This is a genomic window from Geothrix oryzisoli, from assembly GCF_022808865.1.
Classification (GTDB): Bacteria; Acidobacteriota; Holophagae; order Holophagales; family Holophagaceae; genus Geothrix; species Geothrix oryzisoli.
On record NZ_JAKZLB010000002.1, the window covers coordinates 304,257 to 326,028 of the forward strand.

Annotated in this window: 19 protein-coding genes; 11 read left to right on the forward strand and 8 right to left on the reverse strand. The window is 70.5% G+C overall.

What is annotated here, in order from left to right; genetic code table 11:
• The first annotated feature begins 6 nt into the window (after positions 1–6).
• The 6 genes from MLE43_RS06140 (at position 7) to MLE43_RS06165 (ending at position 7,704) form a co-directional block, all read left to right on the forward strand.
• Entirely contained in the window at positions 7–1,302 is a 1,296-nt protein-coding gene (locus MLE43_RS06140) for a response regulator (protein ID WP_243302590.1), read from the forward strand.
• A gap of 8 nt (positions 1,303–1,310) precedes the next feature.
• On the forward strand, positions 1,311–2,633 hold the full coding sequence (locus MLE43_RS06145) for a hemolysin family protein (protein ID WP_243302591.1): 1,323 nt from the start codon (positions 1,311–1,313) through the stop codon (positions 2,631–2,633).
• 96 nt (positions 2,634–2,729) lie between these two features.
• Complete coding sequence (locus tag MLE43_RS06150; RefSeq protein WP_243302592.1) at positions 2,730–3,713, forward strand: phosphotransferase; 984 nt, start codon at positions 2,730–2,732, stop codon at positions 3,711–3,713.
• 58 nt (positions 3,714–3,771) lie between these two features.
• Positions 3,772–4,215: a GNAT family N-acetyltransferase gene (locus tag MLE43_RS06155; protein WP_243302593.1), complete on the forward strand. Its 444-nt coding sequence runs from the start codon at positions 3,772–3,774 to the stop codon at positions 4,213–4,215.
• 124 nt (positions 4,216–4,339) lie between these two features.
• Entirely contained in the window at positions 4,340–5,644 is a 1,305-nt protein-coding gene (locus MLE43_RS06160) for a hypothetical protein (protein ID WP_243302594.1), read from the forward strand.
• Positions 5,645–5,766: 122 nt separating this feature from the next.
• Positions 5,767–7,704 (forward strand): CocE/NonD family hydrolase, encoded by a 1,938-nt coding sequence (locus MLE43_RS06165; RefSeq protein ID WP_243302595.1) that lies wholly within the window; start codon positions 5,767–5,769, stop codon positions 7,702–7,704.
• 3 nt (positions 7,705–7,707) lie between these two features.
• Here MLE43_RS06165 and cobB read toward each other — a convergent pair whose 3' ends face one another.
• Genes cobB through MLE43_RS06190 form a run of 5 tightly spaced genes read right to left on the reverse strand, consistent with a single transcriptional unit; the run spans position 7,708 to position 11,776 of the window.
• Entirely contained in the window at positions 7,708–8,412 is a 705-nt protein-coding gene (cobB, locus tag MLE43_RS06170; protein WP_243302596.1) for a Sir2 family NAD+-dependent deacetylase, read from the reverse strand.
• 7 nt (positions 8,413–8,419) lie between these two features.
• The gene (locus tag MLE43_RS06175; RefSeq protein ID WP_243302597.1) at positions 8,420–10,042 is read right to left on the reverse strand and encodes an alkaline phosphatase family protein; all 1,623 of its coding nucleotides are present in this window, start codon (positions 10,040–10,042) and stop codon (positions 8,420–8,422) included.
• Entirely contained in the window at positions 10,042–10,686 is a 645-nt protein-coding gene (locus MLE43_RS06180) for a hypothetical protein (RefSeq protein ID WP_243302598.1), read from the reverse strand. The genes MLE43_RS06175 and MLE43_RS06180 overlap by 1 nt, the downstream gene beginning before the upstream one ends.
• A 23-nt stretch (positions 10,687–10,709) precedes the next feature.
• A complete protein-coding gene (gene thpR / locus MLE43_RS06185) occupies positions 10,710–11,255 on the reverse strand; it encodes an RNA 2',3'-cyclic phosphodiesterase (protein WP_243302599.1) in 546 nt (181 codons plus the stop codon).
• Positions 11,225–11,776 carry a thioredoxin family protein gene (locus tag MLE43_RS06190; RefSeq protein WP_243302600.1) on the reverse strand — a complete coding sequence of 184 codons (552 nt, stop codon included), beginning with the start codon at positions 11,774–11,776 and terminating at the stop codon, positions 11,225–11,227. The genes thpR and MLE43_RS06190 overlap by 31 nt, the downstream gene beginning before the upstream one ends.
• A gap of 118 nt (positions 11,777–11,894) precedes the next feature.
• Between MLE43_RS06190 and MLE43_RS06195 the strand changes: the two genes are divergently transcribed.
• The 3 genes from MLE43_RS06195 to murI are packed head-to-tail and all read left to right on the forward strand — an operon-like array spanning position 11,895 to position 15,048.
• A complete protein-coding gene (locus tag MLE43_RS06195; RefSeq protein WP_243302601.1) occupies positions 11,895–13,367 on the forward strand; it encodes a sigma-54 interaction domain-containing protein in 1,473 nt (490 codons plus the stop codon).
• 23 nt (positions 13,368–13,390) lie between these two features.
• Complete coding sequence (locus MLE43_RS06200) at positions 13,391–14,260, forward strand: 50S ribosomal protein L11 methyltransferase (protein ID WP_243302602.1); 870 nt, start codon at positions 13,391–13,393, stop codon at positions 14,258–14,260.
• Positions 14,257–15,048: a glutamate racemase gene (murI, locus tag MLE43_RS06205; protein ID WP_243302603.1), complete on the forward strand. Its 792-nt coding sequence runs from the start codon at positions 14,257–14,259 to the stop codon at positions 15,046–15,048. The genes MLE43_RS06200 and murI overlap by 4 nt, the downstream gene beginning before the upstream one ends.
• Before the next feature lie 10 nt (positions 15,049–15,058).
• Here the strand turns inward: murI and MLE43_RS06210 are convergent, their stop codons facing one another.
• Entirely contained in the window at positions 15,059–16,681 is a 1,623-nt protein-coding gene (locus MLE43_RS06210) for a sensor histidine kinase (protein ID WP_243302604.1), read from the reverse strand.
• Positions 16,678–17,589, reverse strand: coding sequence for a CHAD domain-containing protein (locus MLE43_RS06215; RefSeq protein WP_243302605.1), 912 nt, complete (start codon positions 17,587–17,589; stop codon positions 16,678–16,680). The genes MLE43_RS06210 and MLE43_RS06215 overlap by 4 nt, the downstream gene beginning before the upstream one ends.
• Before the next feature lie 57 nt (positions 17,590–17,646).
• Here MLE43_RS06215 and uvrA point away from each other — a divergent pair, with 57 nt between their 5' ends.
• Positions 17,647–20,478, forward strand: a complete 2,832-nt coding sequence (gene uvrA / locus MLE43_RS06220) for an excinuclease ABC subunit UvrA (protein ID WP_243302606.1) — start codon at positions 17,647–17,649, stop codon at positions 20,476–20,478.
• Between the two features lie 10 nt (positions 20,479–20,488).
• On the opposite strand, the gene MLE43_RS06225 is transcribed toward uvrA, so the two are convergent.
• Positions 20,489–21,433, reverse strand: a complete 945-nt coding sequence (locus MLE43_RS06225; protein ID WP_243302607.1) for a ribonuclease D — start codon at positions 21,431–21,433, stop codon at positions 20,489–20,491.
• A gap of 55 nt (positions 21,434–21,488) precedes the next feature.
• On the opposite strand from MLE43_RS06225, the gene MLE43_RS06230 reads away from it, so the two are divergent.
• Positions 21,489–21,758 (forward strand): TMEM165/GDT1 family protein, encoded by a 270-nt coding sequence (locus tag MLE43_RS06230; RefSeq protein ID WP_243302608.1) that lies wholly within the window; start codon positions 21,489–21,491, stop codon positions 21,756–21,758.
• Positions 21,759–21,772 lie beyond the last annotated feature (14 nt).

The following is a 21,772-nucleotide window of genomic DNA, read 5'->3' on the forward strand; positions in this document are numbered from 1 at the left end:
TCAACCATGGGCCAACGCCTCCTTCTTGTGGACAGCGACCGGAGCTTCCTCAAGGAACACCAAGTCAGCCTGGAGGCGGCCTTCGATCTGGAGGTGGCAAGCTCGCCCGAAGGGGTGGTGTCCCGCCTGGAAGAGGGCGACTTCGCGGCGGCGCTCATCTGCGTCGAGGTGGCCGACAACAAAGGGTATGCGCTCTGCTCCACCCTGCGCCGGCACCCCTTCCTCGGGGGCCTGAAGATCGCCCTCATCAGCGCGAAGGCCACTGAGGAGGAGTACCGCCGCCACCGGAGCCTCAAGGGCCGGGCGGATCTCTACCTGAACAAGCCCATCGCCCCCAGCGCCCTGGTCGCCGCCCTGTCGCCCCTGGTGCCCGGCCGCGCCGTGGACCCCGACAACCCCCTGGGCGACCTGATGGATACAGAGCTGGGCGAAGACTGGCTCGATGGCATGAAGGGGGCCATGGAGGCCCCATCCTCCCGGCCGGTCCCGGAGTCCGTCCCGGTGCCCCCCGCCCCTCCGTTCCTGGCGCCTGAACCTGCCAGGGCTGTGGAGACCAGGGCCACGGCGCCGACCGACACCCCCCGGGCCCGCCTCCTGGAGGCCCAGATCGACGCCCTTCGCGAAGAGCTGCGCACCAAGGAGCTGCGCCTTCGGGAGGCCGAGAGCGAGGTGCAGAAGCGGACCAGCTCCGTCACGCTGAACCTGGACGAGGCGGCGGCCGCCAAGCGCGAGGCCCAGGCCCTGAAGGCCCGCCTGGCGGAGACCGAGGCGGCCCTGACCGCGCGGGACCGGGAACTGGCCGATCACAAGGAGAAGGGCCACGTCCTCCAGCTCAACCTGGCGGGCCTCGAGGTCGCCATGCGGGCCCAGGAGCGCGATCTGGCCGAGCTCGGGGATCGCCTGCGCCAGGCGGAGGCGGAGCTCGGGGCCAGCCAGGCCTCGCTCCGGGAGGCGGAAGCGCGCATCCAGACCCTGCACGAGCGGCTTCAGGAGCGCCAGGAGGAGATCACCCGGCTCACGGCCGAGGCCTCGGGGCTCCGCCAGCGCCTCGACGAGACCACCGTCCAGCACGACGGGGAGCGCCTGGAGCTCATGAACGGACTGGACCAGAAGGACGCCCAGCTGGCCCGCCTGACGGAGACGCTGGCGGAGCAGCGGGAGGCCTCCGCGGTCCTGGAACGGGAGAAGCAGGCCGCCTACGGTCAGCTCTCCGAGCACCGCGATCGCCTCCGGAACCTGGACACCCTGCTCCAGGAACTCCAGGAGCAGCTGCGGCGGGGATCCGACCTCGCCCGGGGCTGAGGACCGGCATGTCCCTCCTCGCAGTCCTCATCTGCATCGCCCTCCTGCTGGCGAGCGCCTTTTTCGTGATGGCCGAGTTCGCCGCCGTGCGGGTCCGGCCCACCCAGCTGGAGGCCCTGGCGGATACCGACCCCCGGGCGGCCACGGCCCTGGAGGTCCACCGCGGCCTGGGCCACCACCTCTCGGCCATCCAGGCCGGCATCGTGCTTTGCGCCCTGGCGCTGGGCGCCGTGGGCGAGGAACTGTTCAGCCACATCTTCCGGGGCCTGTTCGGCCACCTCCCCTGGCCGGCCCTGGTCGTGCCCGTGAGCTCCGGCCTTGCCCTGCTGGTGATGACCACCCTCGACGTGGTGCTGGCGGAGCTGGTGCCGCGCAGCCTGGCCATCCGGGCCGCCCTGCCCTGGGCGCTCCGCACCGCCGCCCCCCTGCTGGCCTGGTCCCGGCTGGTCCGCCCCCTGACCTGGGTCCTCATCCGCCTGAGCCGCCTGGTGCTGCGGGCCGTGGGGGTCCACCCCGAGGCGGAGAGCGAGGATCTGCTCCCGTCGGAGGCCGAGTTCCGGCGCATGCTCGAGCGCAGCCAGGCCGAAGGCCGCCTGGACCTCGACCGCAAGGAGCTCATCGAGAATCTGTTCGACTTCAGCCGCCGCACGGTGAAGGAGATCGCCGTGCCCCGGGCCCAGGTGGTGTCCTTCGACCTCCACCAGAGCCTGGAGGCGAACCTCGCCCTGGCCCGCACCACCACCCACACCCGCATCCCCCTGGTGGAGGGCGACCTCGACCGGGTGGTGGGCGTCATCCACCTCAAGGAGCTGCTCTGGGCCATGCAGGATGACCCGGCGCCGCTGGATCTGCGGGCCCTGGCCCGGCCCGCCTTCTTCGTGCCGGAGATGAAGCCCATCCAGGGCCTGCTCCTGGAGTTCCAGCAGCGCAAGCAGCACCTGGCCCTGGTGGTGAACGAGCACGGCGGCGTGGATGGGCTGGTGACGCTGGAGGACGTGCTGGAGGAGCTGGTGGGTGAGATCCAGGACGAGTTCGATCGCGAGGCCATCCAGCTCCGGCGCACCCGGGGCGGGGCTTGGCTCGCGCAGGGCGACGTCATGCTGGAGCAGCTGGTGGACCACCTGCAGCTGGACCTTCAGGCCGAAGCCGGCTCGGTGAGCCTCGGGGGCTTCTTCCAGGAGCGCCTGGGCCGGGTGTTGCGCCCCGGCGACGAGCTGCGTCTCCAGGGCTGGCGCATCCGCGTGCTCTCCATGCGCGGTCTGGCGCCCGGCCAGTTCCTGCTGAAGCCCCTGCCGCCGGAAGCCGCGACTCCGGAGGCCGACCAGGCCTGAGGGAAGCGACCGCGGCGGTGCGCCCGGGCTGCACCCGACGGCACGGCAGGGGAAGTCCCCGCCACCCGCCCGGGCTTCCGGGAGTACCCTTGAGGCATGGACTCCCGCCTTCAACGCGCCCTGGAGCGCTGGAACCTGTCCGATCCGCACCCGCTGGCGGGAGATGCGGGCGCGCGGCAGTGCGTCCGCGTGGCCCACCCCCAGCTGGGCACGGCCCTGGTGGTGCTCCACCCCCTGGACACGCCGGAGAAGGCCGACGACAGCTACTTCGAATTCCGGGCCCTGCAGGCCTACCTGGATCCCGTGCTGCGGGTGCCCACGATCCTCCAGTGCGAGGACGAGGACCGGTGCCTGCTCATGGAGGATCTGGGCGACACGCTGCTGGAGCACCGCCTGGTGGAGCATCCCGAAGAAGAGCGGGCCTGGGCCGAACGGGCCGGCTGGCTGCTGGCTACCCTGGCGGGTCCGCTCACCCTGGGCGCCCCGGCCCACGCCTTCTTCATGGGGCGGTCCTCCGACCAGGCCAAGTTCACCTTCGAGTGGGAGTACTGCCGCGTCAATTTCTTCCGGGAGTTCCTGCAGAAGGACCCGCCCCGGTGGCTGGACCGGATGATGGAGGAAGCCCACGCCAGCCTGGAGACCCGGGCCCACTTCTTCACCCATCGCAACTTCCACGTGCGCAACCTCATGGTCCACGGCGACCGGCTGGTGGTGATCGACTTCCAGGACGCCCGGCGCGGTGCGGCCACCTATGATCTGGCCAGCATCCTCTACGACGGCTACTGGGACTGGTCCCGGGAGGCGGGACGCGCCCTGACCGGGCCGCTCCAGGAGGAACTGGGCTGGAACCACGAGGCGCTGCTCGAGGAACTGAACCTCAGCGCCCTCCAGCGCAACCTCACGATCCTGGGGGCCTTCAGCCACCAGATCATCCACCGCCACAAGGCCCGGTCCGCCCCCGCCATCCCCCGCACCCTGCGCCACCTGCGCGGGCACTTCCAGCGCATGAACCACCAGGACGGCGTCCTGGCCACCGAACACATGCTGCGCCTGGCGGAGGACCGCCTGCTGAAGGGGTGAGGTCCGGCCGACCCAGAGCCCCATCCCGCCCAGGGGCAGCCATCCCCGCGAGAATCCCATGTCTCCTGTTTCCATCCGACCGGCCAGGCTCCAGGATGCGGCGCCGCTGGCCGACCTCGCCGGGCACCTGGGCTACCCGTCCACGGAGCGGGACCTGGTGGATCGCCTGACCACGATGCTGGCCCGGGAGGACCACCTGGTCCTCGTCGCGGAAAAGGAAGGAGAGGTCCTCGCCTGGCTCCACGCCTTCGTCGCGCTCCGGGTGGAGTCCCCGCCCTTCGCCGAGATCGGCGGGCTGGTGGTGGCCCCCGCCGCACGGGGCCAGGGGGTCGGCGGCAGGCTCGTGCGCGCGGCCCTGGCCTGGACCGACCAGCAGGGACTCGGGTCCCTCCGGGTGCGCTCCAACGAGGTGCGCCGGGAAACCCATGCGTTCTACCTGCATCTTGGCTTCACCGCCGCGAAGACGCAGAGGGTCTTCTCCCGGCCGGCTTCTGCGGAGTGAACCCCCCGCCGGCGGTCCAGAAGCATCTGGGCCCGCCGCTGCGATTGGAGGGGGGCAGGATCGGGCTCCTCGCGGTAGGATCGGGAGGCATTTCCGACCGAGTCCGGTTTTCACGAGGGCACCCATGTCGCTCCGTACGCTCTTGAACCGGTTGACCCATTCCCACGAGCCGGGTCCGGCGGGGGGCTGGGGCGCGCCCCGGGTGCTGGACCACGGCCGGGTCGGCCGGCCGCAGATCGCCGTGGACGACCACGGGAACGCGATGGCGGCCTGGCACCACCGGGGCGATGACCACGAGGGGGTCTACATCTGCCGCTACCACGCGGACCAGCGGTCCTGGGACGTGGTCCCCCGCCGCCTCGACAGCGCCCGCACCCAGGCCCACGCCCCCGAGATCGCCATGAACGTCCGGGGCGAGATGGCCGTCGTCTGGCAGGAGCAGGAGGGTCCCCAGGCCCGGATCTGCGCGCGGCACATGCTCGGCTCGGAGGACACCTGGGTGCCGTACCCCCTGACCCTCCAGGCCCTGCCCGGGGAGGTCCACAGCCTGCACACGGGAATGGACCTCGCCGGGAACATCCACGCGGTCTGGTGCCTGGGCCAGCCCGGGGAGTACCGCGTCTACACCTGCGGCTACCGGGCCGAGGCCGGCGCATGGGATCCCGAACCCACGCGCCTGGGCGATGCGTCGCCGGCCCCCCTCTTCCCCCAGCTCGCCGTGGATCGGGGCGGCCAGGGCCTGGTGGTCTGGAGCGAGGAGGTGGCCGATGGCGGGGACCACCGCATCGTGGCCTGCCACTACGATGTGGGCGGCCGATGCTGGAGTGACCGGCCGACGCTCGTGGCCCAGGGCCGCGCCTCGTACCTCCGCATGGCCCTGGATGGCCGGGGCAACGCGATTGTCCTCTGGGTGGAGGAAGGCGAGGCCGGGATCCGGTCCCTCCACGCCAGCCACCTGAACGGCCAGACCATCGAGTGGAAGCCGGCCCCCCGCCTCACCACGGGACTGGTCATCCTCTGGCCCCAGGTGGGCCTGGACGCCCAGGGCCGGGCCCATGCCGTGTGGCGGCAGGAATCGGCGGGCACCATGAAGCTCTTCGCCAAGCGCTTCGCCGCGGGCCTGTGGGACGAGCACCGCACGCCCCTGGTGGAGGACCTGGGCCAGAGCCGGGCCCACGCCCTATCCGTGAACGCCCAGGGACAGGCCCTGGTCATCTGGTCCCAGCTGCAGGAGGCCCAGTCCTCGGTGTGCCTGCGCCGCTTCGATGGCGCGACCTGGGGGTCCCACCCCATCCTGCTGGGCACCCCGGGCCGGAAGGAGATCGTGGACCCCGGCGCCGTGCTCTCGCCCGGCGGCCATGTCGCCGCCATCTGGCGCCAGGGCGGCGCCGCGGACGGCGTCATCGTCAGCGCCGTGGGCCAGGCCTAGCCCCCGCCCGGGACGATCGGCTTCCTGCGCTAGACTGGCAGCCATCCATCCCGCGGCAGGTCCGGTTCCCAGCGCCCCTCGCGCCAGAGTCCGTCCACCCCCGGGAAGGGCAGGAGGCGCTCATGGCATTCCGACGGACACTGGGTGTGGTGGCGACGCTGCTGGCGGCGGGATGCAGCCTCGGGGCCCAGGTGACGGTCCCGCCCGCGGGCCTGCCCGGCGAGATGCCCGCCGAGTTCAAGGTGGCCTCCGAAAGCTGGGACCATGCGCGCCGCGAGGTGATGATCCCCATGCGCGACGGCGTGAAGCTGCGGACGATCATCCTCGTGCCCAAGGGCGCCCGGGAGGCGCCGATCCTGCTCACCCGCACCCCCTACAACGCCGCCGAGCAGACGGGCCACGCGGCCAGTCCCCACCTGGGACCCGTGCTCCAGGGCTACGACAACGTGGCGGACCTCATCGTGGAGGGCGGCTACATCCGGGTGATCCAGGACATCCGCGGCAAGTACGGCTCCGAAGGGGAGTACGTGATGAACCGGCCGCTGCGCGGACCCCTCAACCCCAGCGCAGTGGACCACAGCACGGACACCTACGACACCATCGACTGGCTGGTGAAGCACCTGCCGGAAAGCAACGGCCGCGTGGGCATTCTCGGCATCTCGTACGACGGCTTCCTGCCCCTGATGGCGCTCGTGGATCCCCACCCGGCCCTGAAGGCGGCCGTGCCCATGAACCCCATGGTGGATGGCTGGCGGGGCGACGACTGGTTCCACCACGGCGCCTTCCGGGCCCAGAACCTCAGCTACATCTACGAGCAGCAGGCCACCCGGGGCAACGACCTGAAGTGGTGGAGCGGCTACCACGATGACTACGACCTGTTCCTGCAGGCCGGTTCCACGGGCGCCCTGGCGAAGAGCCACGGCATGGAGCAGCTGGGCTTCTGGCGGAAGCTCACGGAACACCCGGCCTACGATGCCTTCTGGCAGCAGCAGGCCATGGACCGCGTGCTCGCCGCCCGCACCCTGACGGTGCCCACCCTCCTGGTGCACAGCCTCTACGACGCCGAGGACATCTACGGCGCCCTGGCCGTGTGGAAGGCCCTGAAGCCGAAGGATGCGGGCCATCACCTGGTCTACCTCGCCATGGGCCCCTGGAGCCATGGTGGTGAGATCGGCGAGGGCAGCGGCCTTGGGCCCCTCCGGTTCGGCCAGGACACGGCCCTGCAGTTCCGCCGCGAGATCCTGAAGCCCTTCCTCGACCAGTACCTGAAGGGCGCGGGGAAGGCCGACCTGCCATCCGTGAGCGCATTTGAGACGGGCACCAACACCTGGAGAAGGCTTCCGGCCTGGCCCGTAGCCGGCGAAGGCACGGCCGTCCGCGCCACGCCCTTCTACCTGGAGGCGGGCTTGAAGGTGTCCACCACTGCGCCGAAGGCTGCGGACGCCCCGTACGAGGAGTACGTGTCCGACCCGGCCAAGCCGGTGCCCTTTCGGGCTCGCCCCATCCAGCCCGTCGGCTACGATCCTTCGCACACCTGGCCCCAGTGGCTCACCGACGACCAGCGGGAGCCCTCGGGCCGCACCGATGTGGTGGCGTTCGTGTCCGAGCCCCTGAAGGCGCCCCTCCGCATCGCCGGAGAGCCCGTCGCGAACCTGGTAGCTTCCACCAGCGGCACGGACTCCGACTGGGTGGTGAAGGTCATCGACGTCTACCCCGACGAGGTGGCGAACCAGCCCCCGATGGGTGGCTACCAGCTCATGGTTTCGGCGGACATCTTCCGGGGCCGGTACCGCGAAAGCGTGGAGACCCCCAAGGCCCTGAAGTCCGGCGAGCCCCTGGTCTACCGCTTCGCCCTGCCCGCTGCCAACCATGTCTTCCTGCCGGGCCATCGCGTCATGGTGCAGGTGCAGTCCAGCTGGTTCCCCCTCTACGACCGAAACCCCCAGACCTTCGTGCCCAACATCTTCTTCGCCCAACCCGGCGACTACCGTCCCGCCACCCAGCGCATCTACCACACCCCCGGCCAGGCCAGCTGCGTGGAGCTGCCGGTGGTGAAATAGGGCTCAGCTCCCCAGCAGCTCCGCCACGAAAGCCGGCACCAGGTCCGTGGCCCGGCCGGCCCGATGCTCCCGGAAGGCGTCCGCCACGCGGCTGGGCTCGAGGTTGAGCTCCACCGTGCGGGTCTCGGGGCCCACGGCCCCCACGAAGCCGGCGGCGGGATAGACGTGGCCGCTGGTGCCGATGGCGGCGAAGAGGGCGCAGCGCTCCAGGGTGCGGTAGATGCTCTCCATCTCCAGGGGCACCTCCCCGAACCAGACGATGTGGGGCCGCACCCGGCCGCGGCCACAGGCGGGGCAGCGGCTGTCGGAGTCCATGTCGCCGGGCCAGTCCAGCACCGCGTGGCAGCCCAAGCAGCGGCCCTTGAGCAGTTCGCCGTGCATGTGCAGGAGGTTCCGCGAACCCGCGCGGTCGTGGAGGTCGTCCACGTTCTGCGTCACCAGCAGCACCTCGCCGGCCCATTCGCGCTCCAGCCGGGCCAGGGCCAGGTGGGCGGCGTTCGGCTGCACGCCCGGGAGGCTGCGCCGCCGCTCGTTGTAGAAGCGGTACACCAGGGCCGGGTTCCGGTGGAAGGCCTCGGGCGTGGCCACATCCTCGACCCGGTGGTTCTCCCAGAGCCCGTTCGCGTCCCGGAAGGTGCGCAGCCCGCTCTCCGCAGAGATGCCCGCGCCGGTGAGGATCACGAGGGTGGCCTCGCGGGGGAGGGTCATGGAGCATCTACCTCGGAGGCTGGAGATCGAGCACCTTCCCGTCCACAGGGCCAGGCCTGAGGCCCAGCTCCCGGGCGAGGGTCGGGGCCAGGTCCACGGTGCGGACAGGCTCGGGGCGCTCACCCCCCTTCCAGGGGCCCCAGAAGATCAGGGGCACGCGGCGGTCGTAGGCGTAGGGCGTGCCGTGGCCCGTGGGCCAGTCCGTGGGAGGGACGCCGAAGACCGTCCAGGGCTTGAAGACCACGAGGACATCGCCGCTGCGCTCGGGCTGGAAGCTGCGGCGCAGCAGCACGCGCAGGCTGCTGTCCCGGGGGCTGCCCGCGGCGGCGGGATCCGTGGCCAGCAGCTCCTCGGCGGTGAAGGCGTCGGCCACTTCGGGCCGGGAGCGGAGCCAGGTCTGGATCCGGGCGACCAGGGCCTTCCGGTCGAGCCCGGCGGCCTTCACGGCGGCGTCGCGGAGATAGACGGTGTTGGGATCAGCGCCCTCCCGCACGAGGTCCGCCTGGACCTTGAAGGCGGCCTTCAGGTCGGCGCGGAGCGCCTCGAAGAAGGGGCCGGTCGCGACCCGATGGGTGGGGAAGCCACTCTCGGCCAGGGCCTCGGGGAGGTCCATGCCGCCGTGGTCGGCGCTGAGCACCACCCAGGCCTGCGGATCGCGACGGCGGACATCGTCCAGCAGCCGGCCCACGGTGCGGTCCAGGCGGTGGAGCTGATCCCGCATCTCGGTGCCGAGGGTGCCGTAGCTGTGGCCGATGTAGTCCGTGGCGGAGAAGCTCACGGCCAGCAGATCGGTGGCGGGGCCCCGGCCCAGGTGCTCGCCTTCCAGCAGGGCCTCGGCGGCCTCCAGGGTGACCTCGTCCAGGAAGGGCGACTTGCGGAACCGGGCCTCGAAGGTCTTGTCGAGGGGCATCCCCGCGCCCTGCACGAGCCGGGGCAGCGCCCCATTACGCACCACCTGGCCGGGGAAGGTCCAGGTGGCCACGCGGCCCTCGGGCGTCGCGGGCTCCTTCGCCCACAGCCAGCTCCGGGTGGCGAAGCGGGTCTTCAGGCCGTCATCGAAGCGGACCAGCCACTCCGGGAGGCGGGCGGCATAGGCCGAGGAGGTGGTGAACCCGCTGGTGCCGGCGAACCAGAAGACCCCCGTGGGCTTGCGCCCGGCCATGAGGATGGCGGCCCGGTCCTTGCCCGAGACGGCGAAGGCGCGGCCACCCGGCACCTGGGCCTGGAGCCAGTCGCCCAGGCCCTCACCCAGGAACCGGAGGTTGGACGAACTGGCCTGCCCGGTGGCCTCCAGGGCCCTGGCGCCCGCATCCTCCACGCAGTACACGAACCGATCCGAGGCGCGGTCGTACCAGCGGTTCTCCACGATGCCGGTGTGCGCGGGGAAGCGCCCCGACAGCAGCACCGAATGGCCCGGGCCGGTCTCGGTGAAGCCGTGGTCGTGGTAGGCCTCGGTGAAGAAGACGCCCTCCCGGCGGAGGCGGGCGAGCCCGCCCGTCAGCTCGGGGCCGTAGGTCTGCATGAGCTCCGCGGAAAACTGGTCCACGGAGATCACCACCACCAGCCGGGGCCGCTCGGCGGCAGCGAGGCCCAGGGCCAGGGTCGCGGCGAGGATCGGGAGGGCACGCATCAGAACGTCACCCCCACGCCGAAGGTCCACAGCCGCTCGAACTCCTGGCCGCTACCCTGGGCCGAGAAGTAGGCGGCCAGGTCCGACGCGCTGTTGAGCTCCACGGGATGATCCTTGCTGGTGGGCTGCTGATAGCTGGCGGCCAGGTAGGGGTGCACCCCCACCGAGGGGATGCGCCAGCGGGCGCCCACCCGCAGCCAGGTGCGGCTCAGGTCCTTGGCGCTGGAGGCTCCGGCGGTGTCCACGGTATACCGCTGGAGGCGCTGGATGAGGCCGATCTCGCCGGCGATCCCCACGAAGGGGACCCAGAGCTGGGCGTTCAGGTCCAGGCCCAGGCCCTGCTGCTTCAGCTTCGTGCCCTGGGTGGCAGTGCCCGTGGCCAGGCTGCCGTCCGCCGTGAACTGCGAGTACTCGAGCCCGGCCTCGAACTTGAGCAGGGGGCCCACCTGGAAGAGCTGCCGGTTCGCGGTGGCGATGAAGCCCTTGCCGGTATCGAAGTCCCCGGCCACCAGCTGGTTCGTGCCGGAGAGGATCGTCTGGGGCAGGTTCTGGCCCGAGGGCCGCGGCAGCTCCAGGCGCAGGTCCCACTGGGCGCAGAGGGGGAGCGCGGTCGCGAGGCAGAGGGGTAGGAGGGCGAGACGCATCAGGGGCTCCGGCAAAACCTCGATCATACCCGTCGCAACGGCCAGGTCCGCACGGGCGCGTAACCACCGTGGGTCCGGCTTTCGAACAGCACGAGATCGCTTGCGGCGAAGGGGGTGGGCGGGGGCTCGGGGAAGGCGGCCAGAGGCCGGGGCTGACGCAGCCGGGCCAGCGTGATGTGGGCCCGGAAGGGCTTGGTGTCGAAGGCCTCGCCCGCGGTGGCCAAGGCGTCCCGAAGATCCTGGGCCAGGCTTTCGAGGGCCGGGGAGGGCGCCAGGCCCAGCCACAGGATCCGGACCCTGCCGTTTCCGGGGAACCCGCCCAGACCCGCCGTGCGCAGGGCGAAGGGGGCGTGCCTCGCCGCCACGGCGGCGGCCAGGGTGTCCAGGGCGAGCAGGGCCTCTGCGGACCGGTCGCCCAGGAAGGCCAGCGTCACATGCAACCCGTCCGTTCTCGACGGGCGCGCCAGGGGGCGGGCCGGCTGCCAGCGCCCCAGGGTCTCCCGCAGAGCCGGAGGCAGCGGCAGGGCGAAGAAGAGCCTCAGGCCCCCGCCTTCCACTTGATGCTGCATCCCATGCTCGGATGCTGGACCTTCAAGGGACCTTCGCCCGCCAGCACGCGCTCGATGGCGACCCTCAGCTCCTGCCGGGTGACATGGGCGGCGTCCTTCCAGTTGTCGTCCAGTCGGCCGCGGTAGGTGAGGCGGCGGTGGCCATCGAAGAGGAAGAAGTCCGGCGTGCAGACGGCGCCCAGGGCGCGGGCGACCGTCTGTTCCTCATCCCAGAGGTAGGGGAACGCATAGCCTTTGGCCTGGGCCCGGACCCGCATGGCCTCGAAGCTGTCGTCCGGATAGGTTTCCGCGTCGTTGGGGTTGATGGCCACCACCGCGCAGCGCCCGGTGTAGATCCGGGCCAGCGTGTTGATGCGGTCGTCCACGGCCTGCACGTAGGGGCAGTGGTTGCACATGACCACCACCAGCAGGGCCGGGCAGTGGAAGTCGTGCAGCGACCAGAGCCGGCCATCCACGCCGGGGAGGGTGAAATCCGGACAGGCCGTGCCGAGCGGGACCATGGTGGATTCCGTCAAGGCCATGGGAACCTCCGGAGGCTGCTTCCATCGTACGCCTGGGGGCAAGCGAGCGGGACCGAAGTCATTTTTTTGACTTGACCCATGCCAGCCTGCCCCTAGGCTGATCTCAACCTAGGAGCCCATGACCCAGCTGTTGCGCCTTCACTGGTCCACCCTCGGCGAGGACACGGGGGGGCTGGAGCATCGGTGGGCCGCCTTCTGGGAAGTGACTGTGGACCGCGGGCCCTCGCCAGCGCTGCCGCCGCGGGACGTGGACCTGTGGGTGATCAGCGCCCGGGGCGCCTGGCCGCCACCGGAGATGAACCGCATGATGGCGGAGGTGGCGGCCCTGCCCATCCTCCTGGGCCTGAAGGCCGATGCGCCGCCCATGGATGCCAAGGCCCTCACCGAGTGGGGCGCCCTGGGCAGCGTGCGCTGGGGCGTGCTGGGGCCCGAGCCGCCCATGCCGGGCCTGCGTCCGCGCTCGGGAACCACCACGCAGCTGAGCGCCTCCCAGGCCCTGGCCTTCGGCCTCATCGGGACCAGCCCCGCCATGCAGGAGGTGCTGGCCCGCGCCCGCAGCGCCGCCGCCACGCGGGCCACGGTGTTGCTGCTGGGCGAGAGCGGCACGGGCAAGGAGGTCATCGCCCGGGCCATCCACCGCATGAGCGCCGATGCCGCCGAGCCCTTCGTGGCCGTGCACTGCGGCGCCATCCCCGAGAACCTCCTGGAGTCGGAGCTCTTCGGCTACAACAAGGGCGCCTTCACGGACGCCCGCAAGGACACGCCGGGCAAGTTCCGCGAGGCCCAGGGCGGCACGATCTTCCTGGACGAGGTGGGCACCATGCCGCTGGGCGCCCAGGTGCGCCTGCTGCGCGTGCTCCAGGAGCGGGAAGTGCAGCCCCTGGGCGGCGGCGCGCCGGTGAAGGTCGACGTGCGGGTGGTGACCGCCTCCAACGTGGACCTGTGGCGGAAGGTGCAGGACGGCAGCTTCCGCGAGGACCTCTTCTACCGCCTGGAAGTCGTGCCCATCACCATGCCGCCCCTGCGGACACGACGGGAGGAAGTGCCCTTCCTGGCCCAGCACTTCCTCAACCGCAAAGCCCGGGAGCATGGCCTCTACCCCAAGGCCCTGCACCCCAGCGTGGATCCCCTGCTGATGTCCCTGCCCTGGCCCGGGAACGTGCGCCAGCTGGAGAACGCCATCGAGCGGGCCATCGTGCTCTCGGGCACGCGACCCGTGCTCACGCGGGAGGACTTCACCTTCCTTGCGGAGCGGATGGGAGAGTTGGAGCGCCTGGGCGAACCGGCGGGACGCGGGGCCGGAACGGCGGAGCGTGGGGCTGAACCGGCACCGATGCCCCCGGGCGCGATGGCCGCGGCCTTTGCGCCGCCGCCTCCCGCCGCCTTCGGCATGGATCTCCCGGCCGAGGGCATGGACCTGAACCAGGTGGTGTCGGACATGGAGAAGACGCTCATGCTCCAGAGCCTGGCCATCACGCGGGGCAACAAGAAGCGCGCTGCCGATCTGCTGGGCCTCAAGCGCACGACCTTCCTGGAGAAAATGAAGCGGCTGGACCTGGAGGATGCGGACAGCGCTGAAGCCGAGGCCTGATTCGCCCCTGTTAATCTGAGGGCATGGCGAATGCGACGCATCTGAGGTGGAAGCTGGAGGTCCCCGACCCCCAGGAAGAGGCGCTGTGCGCCTGGCTGGAGACGCGGGGCTCGTCCGCCTTCTACCGGGAGGCCGATCCGCCCCGGGCCTGCTACGCCTACTTCCCGCCGGACCAGCCGCCGCCGGAGACCACCGGCCTGGCCGCCTTCCCCGGCGTGCGCCTGATCGAGGCGGAGGCCTTCGGCGACGAGGACTGGCTGGCCAAGAGCCGCGAGGGGTTCGGGGCCTTCGAGGTGGGCACGCGCTTCCATGTGCGCCCCCTCTGGGATGAGACCCCCGGGCCCGCGGACCGCCTGGACCTGGTGGTGAATCCCGGCCTGGCCTTCGGCACCGGCGGCCACGAGACCACGCGGCTCTGCATGGAGCTGCTGGAGGAGCTGGCGGCCGCCGGCCGCCTCCGGGGCCCCATCCTCGACATCGGCGCGGGCACGGGCATCCTCTCCCTGGCCGCCTTCCTGCTGGGCGGGCGCGATCTCACGGCCTTCGACATCGATCCTGACTGCGGGCCCGCCATGACGGAGCTCATGGCGTTGAACGCGCACCTGCTCAAAGACTCCACACCTTACGACAGCTTCGTCGGCACCCTGGAGCACCCGAAGGCGCAGGGCCCCTACCGGGGACTGCTGGCCAACATCCTGCTGGAGACCATCCAGGAGCTGCTGCCCCGCATGGCCGAGGCGGCCGCCCCGGGCGGCTGGCTGGTGGCCAGCGGCATCCTGGCGGAGCGCACGGACGAGGCGCTGGTGAGTCTCGTCTCGCACGGGTTCAAGCCGGAGAAGGTGCTGAAGGAAGGCGAGTGGATCGCGGTGCTGGCGACGCGGGAACCCTCATGAGCCGTGCGGACCATCCGATCGGTGTCTTCGACTCGGGCATCGGGGGCCTCACGGTCATCCATGCCCTGCGCCAGATGCTGCCGCAGGAGGAACTGATCTACCTGGGTGACACGGCGCGTCTGCCCTACGGCAGCAAGAGCCACCACACCATCGAGCGCTACACGCTCCAGATGGGCGAGCTGCTCCAGCGCCACGACCCCAAGCTCATCGTCATCGCCTGCAACACGGCCAGCGCCCACGGGCTGCCGGCGCTCCAGGCGGTGAGCCCCTGCCCGGTCATCGGCGTCATCGAACCCGGCGCCGAAGCCGCCGCGGCGGTGCCGGGTCCCGTGGGGGTCATCGGAACCCTGGCCACCGTGGGCAGCGGAGCCTACGAGGCGGCCATCCTCCGCCGCGATCCGACCAAGGTCATCCACAGCGCGGCCTGTCCTCTGCTGGTGCCCCTGGCGGAAGAGGGCTGGTTCGACGATCCCGTCACCGACACCATCTGCCGCCGCTACCTCGACCTGCTGCCCGCCGAGGTGCAGACGGTGGTGCTGGGCTGCACCCACTATCCGACCCTGCTGCCCAGCCTGGAGCGCTGCCGGCCTGGCACCTGCTGGATCGACAGCGGCCGCGTCACGGCCAAGGCGGTGGACCGCATGCTGCAGGGGGCCCTGGGCTACCGGACCCGCAGCGCCCGCGGCACCCTCCGGGTCCAGCTCACCGACGCCAGCAGCCGCCTGAAGGAAGTGGGCAGCCGCTTCCTGGAGGAGGAACTGGGGGACGTGGAGGTCGTGGAGATCTAGGTCCGCGGCCCTAGGTGCGTGCGCCCGGCAGCGTGAACGCCACGCAGGTGCCCTTCCCCTCCGTGCTCTCAAGGCGGATCTCGCCGCCGTGGCTGCGGACGATCTCCCGGCAGATGCTGAGGCCCAGGCCGGTGCCCTTGCCCTCGGGCTTGGTGGTGAACATGGGACGGAAGACCTGGCCCATCAGGTCGGCGGGGATGCCTTGCCCCGAATCCTGGAACCGGACCTCCCACCAGAGGCCGCCGGGCGTGCTCTCCTCGGCGGGTCTCGCGGACAGGCGCACCGTGCCCCCCTCGGGCATGGCGTCCACGGCGTTCTTCATGAGGTTCAGGAAGAGCTGCTCCATCTGTTTGCGATCGACATTCAGAAGGCAGCCCGGAGGCACCTCGGCTTCCACGGTGATCCCGTGGGACGTGAGCGTGGGGGCCCAGAGCTCGCGGAGGTCCGCCAGGAGATCCGCGAAGGACTGGGCCTCCTGGTGCAGCTGGGGACGGCGGGTGAGGTCCAGCATGCGGCGCACGATGCCGCTCACCCGCTGGATCTGGGCCTGGATGACGCCGAGGCGCTCGCGCACCTTCTCGGGCAGATCCTTCCGCCCCTCCATGAGCTGGAGGTGCCCGTTCACCAGGTTCAGGGGGGTGCCCACCTCGTGGGCGAAGGTGGCTGCGAGCTGGCCCGCCACGGCGAGCCGTTCCTGGGCGCCCAGCTCCTCTCGCAGCAGCGCGTTGCGCTCGGCCATGGCCGCCAATTCTGCATTCTTTGCCTGGAGCTCCGCCAGGGCGGCGTCGATGCGGTCCTGGAGGTTGGTGTTGAGGCCGCGGATCTCGTGGATGAGGGCCTCGCGCTCCTCGCCGGCCCGCTGGAGCTGGACCGCCATGCCGTTGAACTGGGCCGCGATGAGGCCCAGCTCGTCGCTGCGCTTGACGGGGATGCGGGCCCCGGCCTCGCCCCGCTCCAACTGCTCCATGGCCAGCACCGTGGCCTCGATGGGATCGCTGATGAGCACCCGGAGGATGAGCCAGAGGAGGATGAACTCGCCCAGGAGGACGCCGGGCAGGGTGCGCAGGGTGCGCTTGAGGTTGTTGTCCCAGACCACCTCCCACCGCTCCAGGTCGCAGTAGACCCGGATGAGGCCCAGGGGCGGCTGGCCGGGCCGGTGGGGGCGGATGGGCTGGTAGACCTTCCAGGCCCGGCCGCCGGTGTTCAGGTCCACCAGTTCCGCCTGGGGCTTCGCGAGGGTCAGGTAGGAACCGATCTCCGGGCCCCACTCCACGGTGGCTTCGTCCCCGGAGGAGCGCACAAGCTCCACCTCGTTGGTCTTCCCCACGCGCTTGAAGACGTCGATCTGGAAGATGCTGCGGTCGGGGCCGGCGATGCTCTCCAGCAGCTGATCGAGCTTGTCGGGATCCTTGAAGGCGGGATCGCGCTCCACGACGTCGGTCTCCACCGTTCCCGCCGTGTCGATGGTGAGCTGGCGCGAATAGCTCTCCAGCTCGCGGCGGCTGTTGCGGACGATGTTGTAGGCCACGGCCACGGTGAGCACGCTGGTGACCAGGCCCAGCAGGAGGAACAGCTTGGCGTGCACGCTGCGCAGCCAGGCCAGGGGGCGGATCCGCACGCGCCAGAAGCTCATCGGGAATCCGCCTCCCCAGCCGGGAGGCCCAGGGCCGGCCGGACGGCCTGCGCGAAGGCGCCGGGGTCCTGGCCCACGGCGGCGGCCTGGAAGCGGCCGAAAGCGGCCCGCCGCGCCTCGGCCACCTCCCCCAGCAGGTCCAGGACGCCGGCGGCGAGGAGGGCCCGGTCCCGGCTGCGAAGCGGGCCTTCCTCCTCCCAGAGCAGGGCCTCCAGGGCGGCGAGGTCGTGGTGTTCGCCCAGGGCGGCCTGGAGCGCCTTCAACTGGGCCAGCACGGTCTCCGGCACCACCGGGAAGGCGCCTTCCAGGGCCTCCACGGCGTAGCGCAGCTTCTTGATCCGCACCCGGGCCTTGTGGAGGGCCGGGGCATCCTCCTGGGTGGCGAGGGCCGCCAGGTCGCCCAGGGCGTCCGCGGCGCGGGGTTCGAGGCAGGCCCAGGCGGCTTCCTGGAGCGAGGCGTGCTGGAAGGGGGCCGGCAGGCTGGGCACCTCCAGGAGCTTGTCCAGGTCGGGCAGGCGCAGCTCGTCCAGTTCCTTGTGCATGGCGCGTCGCGCCTTGGCCCGGGCCCGGTCGACGCGCTCCAGCAGGTGCTCCAGCACCGCGCCCTGGCCCGGGGTGGTCGCCGATCGCCGGTGCCGCTCCAGCTGTGCCACGTGGACATCAAGCTCCCGCGGCAGGCCGAGGACATCCACGAGCCGTTTCAGGGCCCGGCGCTGGCCCTTGTGGCCGGGATAGGCCCCAGGGTCCACGAGGTCCAGCACGGCGCCGAGGCGCCGGGCGGAGACGCGCACCTGATGCAGGGGTTCGTCCCCGTCAGCCCAGTCCTCCGTGGCCAGCAACGCCTGGAGCGCCGCCAGCCGCACCTCCAGGGCGCGGTGGAGCAGGATCGCCAGCTCGGCCGGATGCATCTGATGATTCTAAGCGCAATCCGCGAAGGCGAAAAAATGGCGTAAACTGGGAGACCTATGGAACACATTCACATCAAGGGCGCCCGCGAGCACAACCTCAAGAACTTCGACCTCAGCCTGCCGCGCAACCAGCTGGTGGTGATCACGGGGTTGTCCGGCTCCGGCAAGTCCAGCCTGGCCTTCGACACCCTTTACGCCGAGGGCCAGCGGCGCTACGTGGAGAGCCTGTCGGCCTACGCGCGGCAGTTCCTCGATCAGATGGAGAAGCCCGACGTCGATAGCATCGAGGGCCTCTCCCCGGCCATCTCCATCGAGCAGAAGACCACCAGCAAGAACCCCCGCTCCACCGTGGCCACGGTGACGGAGATCTACGACTACCTTCGCCTGCTCTTCGCCCGCACGGGCAAGCCCACCTGCGTGGCCTGCGGCGAGCCCATCGCCAGCCAGACCATCCAGGAGATGGCGGACCAGATCCTCGCGAAGCCCGAGGGCACGAAGCTGCAGATCCTGGCCCCCGTGGTGCGGGGCCGCAAGGGCGAGTACAAGAAGCTGCTCCAGGACCTCATGAAGCGCGGCTACATCCGGGCCCGCGTCAACGGCCAGATGCTGGACCTCACCGAGGGCGTCCCCGACCTGGACAAGCAGAAGAAGCACACGCTGGAGGTGGTCATCGACCGCCTGAAGGTGAGCCCCGCCATCCAGTCCCGGTTGGCGGACAGCCTGGAGATCGCCTGCAACCTGGCCGAGGGCTCGGCCCTCGTGGACCTGGACGGGGCGGAGCAGCTCTTCTCCAGCAAGCTCGCCTGCAACAACACGAAGTGCGGGAAATTCGGGCTGGGTCTGCCGGAGCTGGAGCCGCGCTCGTTCTCGTTCAACACCCCGTATGGCGCCTGTCCCGCCTGCGACGGCCTGGGCTTCAAGCGCCAGTTCGCGGAGGAGCTGATCATCCCGAACCCGGCCCTCTCCATCAACGAGGGCGCCATCCAGGCCAGCGGGTGGAAGAGCGTCTCGGACGATGGCTGGCGCTCCCAGATGCTGGACCAGCTGGCGCGAAAGGCGAAGTTCAGCCTGGACACTCCCTGGAAGAAGCTGCCCGCGGACATCCGGCGCCTGCTGCTGCACGGCACCGAGAAGGAGATGCGGTTCACCTACGAGAACAAGAAGAACCGCTACGACTTCGTCCACCACTTCGAGGGCATCGTCGGCAACCTCGAGCGCCGCTACCGCGAGACCACCAGCGAGGAGATCCGCGCGGAGCTCGAGGAATCCATGCAGATCATCCCCTGCGAGACCTGCGCCGGCCAGCGGCTCCGGCCCGAGGTGCTGGCGGTCTATGTGGGCGGGCTGAACATCGCCCAGGTGGTGGCCCAGAGTGTGCGCCTGGCGCGGACCTGGTTTGCGGACCTGGCCCTGGAAGGCAAGGATGCCGTCATCGCCGAGAAGGTGCTGAAGGAGATCCGCGAGCGCCTGGGCTTCCTGGACGATGTGGGCCTCGGCTACCTGACCCTGGATCGCAGCGCGGCCACGCTATCCGGCGGTGAGGGCCAGCGCATCCGCCTGGCCACCCAGATCGGCAGCAAGCTCCAGGGCGTGCTCTACGTCCTGGACGAGCCCAGCATCGGCCTCCACCAGCGGGACAACCTGCAGCTCATCCACACGCTGAAGGAGATGCGCGACCTGGGCAACACGGTGCTGGTGGTGGAGCATGACCTCGAGACCATCCTCGCCGCCGATCACGTGGTCGACATGGGTCCGGGCGCCGGCGAGCATGGCGGCTTCGTGGTGGCCCAGGGCACGCCCGACGAGATCGGCCGCATGCCAGGATCCATCACGGGCGACTTCCTCTCGGGCCGCGACGTCATCCCCGTGCCCCGCACCCGGCGCAAGGCCAAGCGCGGGCACCTCTCCGTGGTGGGCGCCGAGGAAAACAACCTCAAGAAGGTGGATGCGGACTTCCCCATCGGCCTCTTCACCTGCGTCACGGGCGTCTCGGGCTCCGGCAAGAGCACCCTGGTGAACGAGATCCTCTACAAGGCCCTGGCCAACCAGCTGCACCAGGGCGTCCACATCGTCGGCAAGCACAAGGCGATCAAGGGCCTCGAGGCCATCGACAAGGTCATCGACATCGACCAGGCCCCCATCGGCCGCACGCCCCGCAGCAACCCCGCCACCTACACGGGCCTCTTCACGCCCCTGCGGGAGCTCTTCGCCCAGCTGCCCGAAAGCAAGGCGCGCGGCTACGCGCCGGGCCGCTACAGCTTCAACGTGAAGGGCGGGCGCTGCGAGAAGTGCGAGGGCGACGGCGTCCTCAAGATCGAGATGCACTTCCTCCCGGATGTCTACGTCACCTGCGAGCAGTGCAAGGGCAAGCGCTACAACCGCGAGACCCTGGAGATCCACTACAAGGGCCACAGCATCTCCGAGGTGCTGGCCATGACCGTGGAGGAGGCCCTGGCGCTGTTCGCGCCCATCCCCGTGCTGGCCAACAAGCTGCAGACCCTCATGGACGTCGGGCTCGGCTACATCCGGCTGGGCCAGAGCGCCACGACGCTATCCGGCGGCGAGGCCCAGCGCGTGAAGCTGGCCAAGGAGCTGAGCAAGCGGGCCACGGGACGCACGGTCTACATCCTGGACGAACCCACCACGGGCCTGCACCTCAAGGACATCCAGAAGCTGCTGGAAGTCGTCAACCGGCTCGTGGAGACGGGGAACACCCTCATCGTCATCGAGCACAACCTGGACGTGATCAAGACCGCCGACTGGATCCTGGACCTGGGCCCGGAGGGCGGCGGCGAGGGCGGCCGCGTCATCGCTCTCGGCACGCCCGAAGAGGTGGCCCGGAAGAAGGCCAGCGTGACGGGACGGTACCTGGCGCCGTACCTGAAGTAGGTCCGGGCCTTCAGCGCCGTCCGCTCTCCCAGATGATCTCGTCGGCGGCATCGCCGTTGTCCACGGTCTCGTGGGCGCCCTCCTCGAACACCGCCCAGAGGGCATCCGCGCGCTTGCGCCGGAAGCGCGGGTTGGGGATGGTGCGCTCCAGGGCCTCCTTGGTGGCGGGGGGGTGCTCCAGGCGGGCCATGAGCCAGCGATTGCCCAGCTCCATCACGGCCCCCACATCACCCTCGTTGCCCCAGGCCCAGCGCAGGGCCGTGAGCTTCTTGGCCCGGTCCACGGCCAGGTCGCCCAGGTGCCTGACCTTGTCCACCACGGGGTCGTGCTTGGGCGGGACATAGGCCCGCACGCGCTTCAGGAGGTGGCGCATGTCCTTGGGCAGGGCGGCGAGGCGCGGACCGATCTCCGGATGGTCCCGCTTCGCATCGGCCTCGTCGGCCAGGATGCGCAGCAGGGGCAGCAGCAGGGCCGCATCGCGGCTGGCGTAGCTGATCTGCGTGTCGCGCAGCGGGCGCAACATCCAGTTGGAGTCCTGCTCCTCCTTGGGGATGTCCAGGCCCAGCTTGAGCTTGGCCATGGTCTTGAGACCGGGCTGGGGATAGCCGAGGGCGCGGGAGAGCAGCATGGTGTCGAAGATGCTGTCGGGCACCACGTCGTAGAGGCGCTTGAAGACGATGCCATCGCCGGAGAAGTCGTGGACGATCCAGGGCACCTGGGCCATGGCCTGCAAGGCCGGCCGCATGAGGCCCTCCAGGGCCAGCGGATCCACCAGCCAGGCCTGGTCGTGGGTGGCCACCTGCAGCAGCGCGAGCAGGCAGTGGTGCATGCCCGTAAGGCTGCATTCGATGTCCACCGACAGCACCCCCGCGGCGTGCCACAGGGGCAGCGCTTCCTGGAGTTTCTCGGGGGTGTCCACGTAGGTCGTGGGGAGGTCGAAGTGATCGAGCACCATCCCGCCAGTATGGCAGTCCGGTACCATGAACCTTCGTCACGATCTGCGAGGCCTCATGAACCGATCCCTTTTCTGGACCACCTTCGCCACCGTCTTCCTTGCGGAGGTGGGCGACAAGACGCAGCTGGCGGCCATGACGGCCACCGTTCGCAGCGGCCAGATCTGGACCGTGTTCCTCGCCGCCAGCGCGGCCCTGGTCTGCGCCACGGCCATCGGTGTGGCCGTGGGCGGGGTGCTGTTCCGCTACATCCCCGAGGCCGCCATCAAGTGGATCGCCGGGACGGCGTTCATCGCGGTGGGCCTGTGGGTGCTGATCAAGGGTTAGGCCGGACCGCCTGA

Bases quoted from the DNA above. Each gene is read 5' to 3' on its own strand.
- MLE43_RS06180 (WP_243302598.1), bottom strand. From the start codon at position 10,686: ATGCGTCTCGCCCTCCTACCCCTCTGCCTCGCGACCGCGCTCCCCCTC.
- MLE43_RS06215 (WP_243302605.1), bottom strand. From the start codon at position 17,589: ATGCATCCGGCCGAGCTGGCGATCCTGCTCCACCGCGCCCTGGAGGTG.
- uvrA (WP_243302606.1), top strand. From the start codon at position 17,647: ATGGAACACATTCACATCAAGGGCGCCCGCGAGCACAACCTCAAGAAC.
- MLE43_RS06195 (WP_243302601.1), top strand. From the start codon at position 11,895: ATGACCCAGCTGTTGCGCCTTCACTGGTCCACCCTCGGCGAGGACACG.
- MLE43_RS06145 (WP_243302591.1), top strand. From the start codon at position 1,311: ATGTCCCTCCTCGCAGTCCTCATCTGCATCGCCCTCCTGCTGGCGAGC.
- MLE43_RS06155 (WP_243302593.1), top strand. From the start codon at position 3,772: ATGTCTCCTGTTTCCATCCGACCGGCCAGGCTCCAGGATGCGGCGCCG.
- MLE43_RS06190 (WP_243302600.1), bottom strand. From the start codon at position 11,776: ATGGCCTTGACGGAATCCACCATGGTCCCGCTCGGCACGGCCTGTCCG.
- MLE43_RS06175 (WP_243302597.1), bottom strand. From the start codon at position 10,042: ATGCGTGCCCTCCCGATCCTCGCCGCGACCCTGGCCCTGGGCCTCGCT.
- thpR (WP_243302599.1), bottom strand. From the start codon at position 11,255: ATGCAGCATCAAGTGGAAGGCGGGGGCCTGAGGCTCTTCTTCGCCCTG.
- MLE43_RS06150 (WP_243302592.1), top strand. From the start codon at position 2,730: ATGGACTCCCGCCTTCAACGCGCCCTGGAGCGCTGGAACCTGTCCGAT.
- cobB (WP_243302596.1), bottom strand. From the start codon at position 8,412: ATGACCCTCCCCCGCGAGGCCACCCTCGTGATCCTCACCGGCGCGGGC.
- MLE43_RS06210 (WP_243302604.1), bottom strand. From the start codon at position 16,681: ATGAGCTTCTGGCGCGTGCGGATCCGCCCCCTGGCCTGGCTGCGCAGC.
- MLE43_RS06140 (WP_243302590.1), top strand. From the start codon at position 7: ATGGGCCAACGCCTCCTTCTTGTGGACAGCGACCGGAGCTTCCTCAAG.
- MLE43_RS06160 (WP_243302594.1), top strand. From the start codon at position 4,340: ATGTCGCTCCGTACGCTCTTGAACCGGTTGACCCATTCCCACGAGCCG.
- murI (WP_243302603.1), top strand. From the start codon at position 14,257: ATGAGCCGTGCGGACCATCCGATCGGTGTCTTCGACTCGGGCATCGGG.
- MLE43_RS06200 (WP_243302602.1), top strand. From the start codon at position 13,391: ATGGCGAATGCGACGCATCTGAGGTGGAAGCTGGAGGTCCCCGACCCC.
- MLE43_RS06230 (WP_243302608.1), top strand. From the start codon at position 21,489: ATGAACCGATCCCTTTTCTGGACCACCTTCGCCACCGTCTTCCTTGCG.
- MLE43_RS06225 (WP_243302607.1), bottom strand. From the start codon at position 21,433: ATGGTGCTCGATCACTTCGACCTCCCCACGACCTACGTGGACACCCCC.
- MLE43_RS06165 (WP_243302595.1), top strand. From the start codon at position 5,767: ATGGCATTCCGACGGACACTGGGTGTGGTGGCGACGCTGCTGGCGGCG.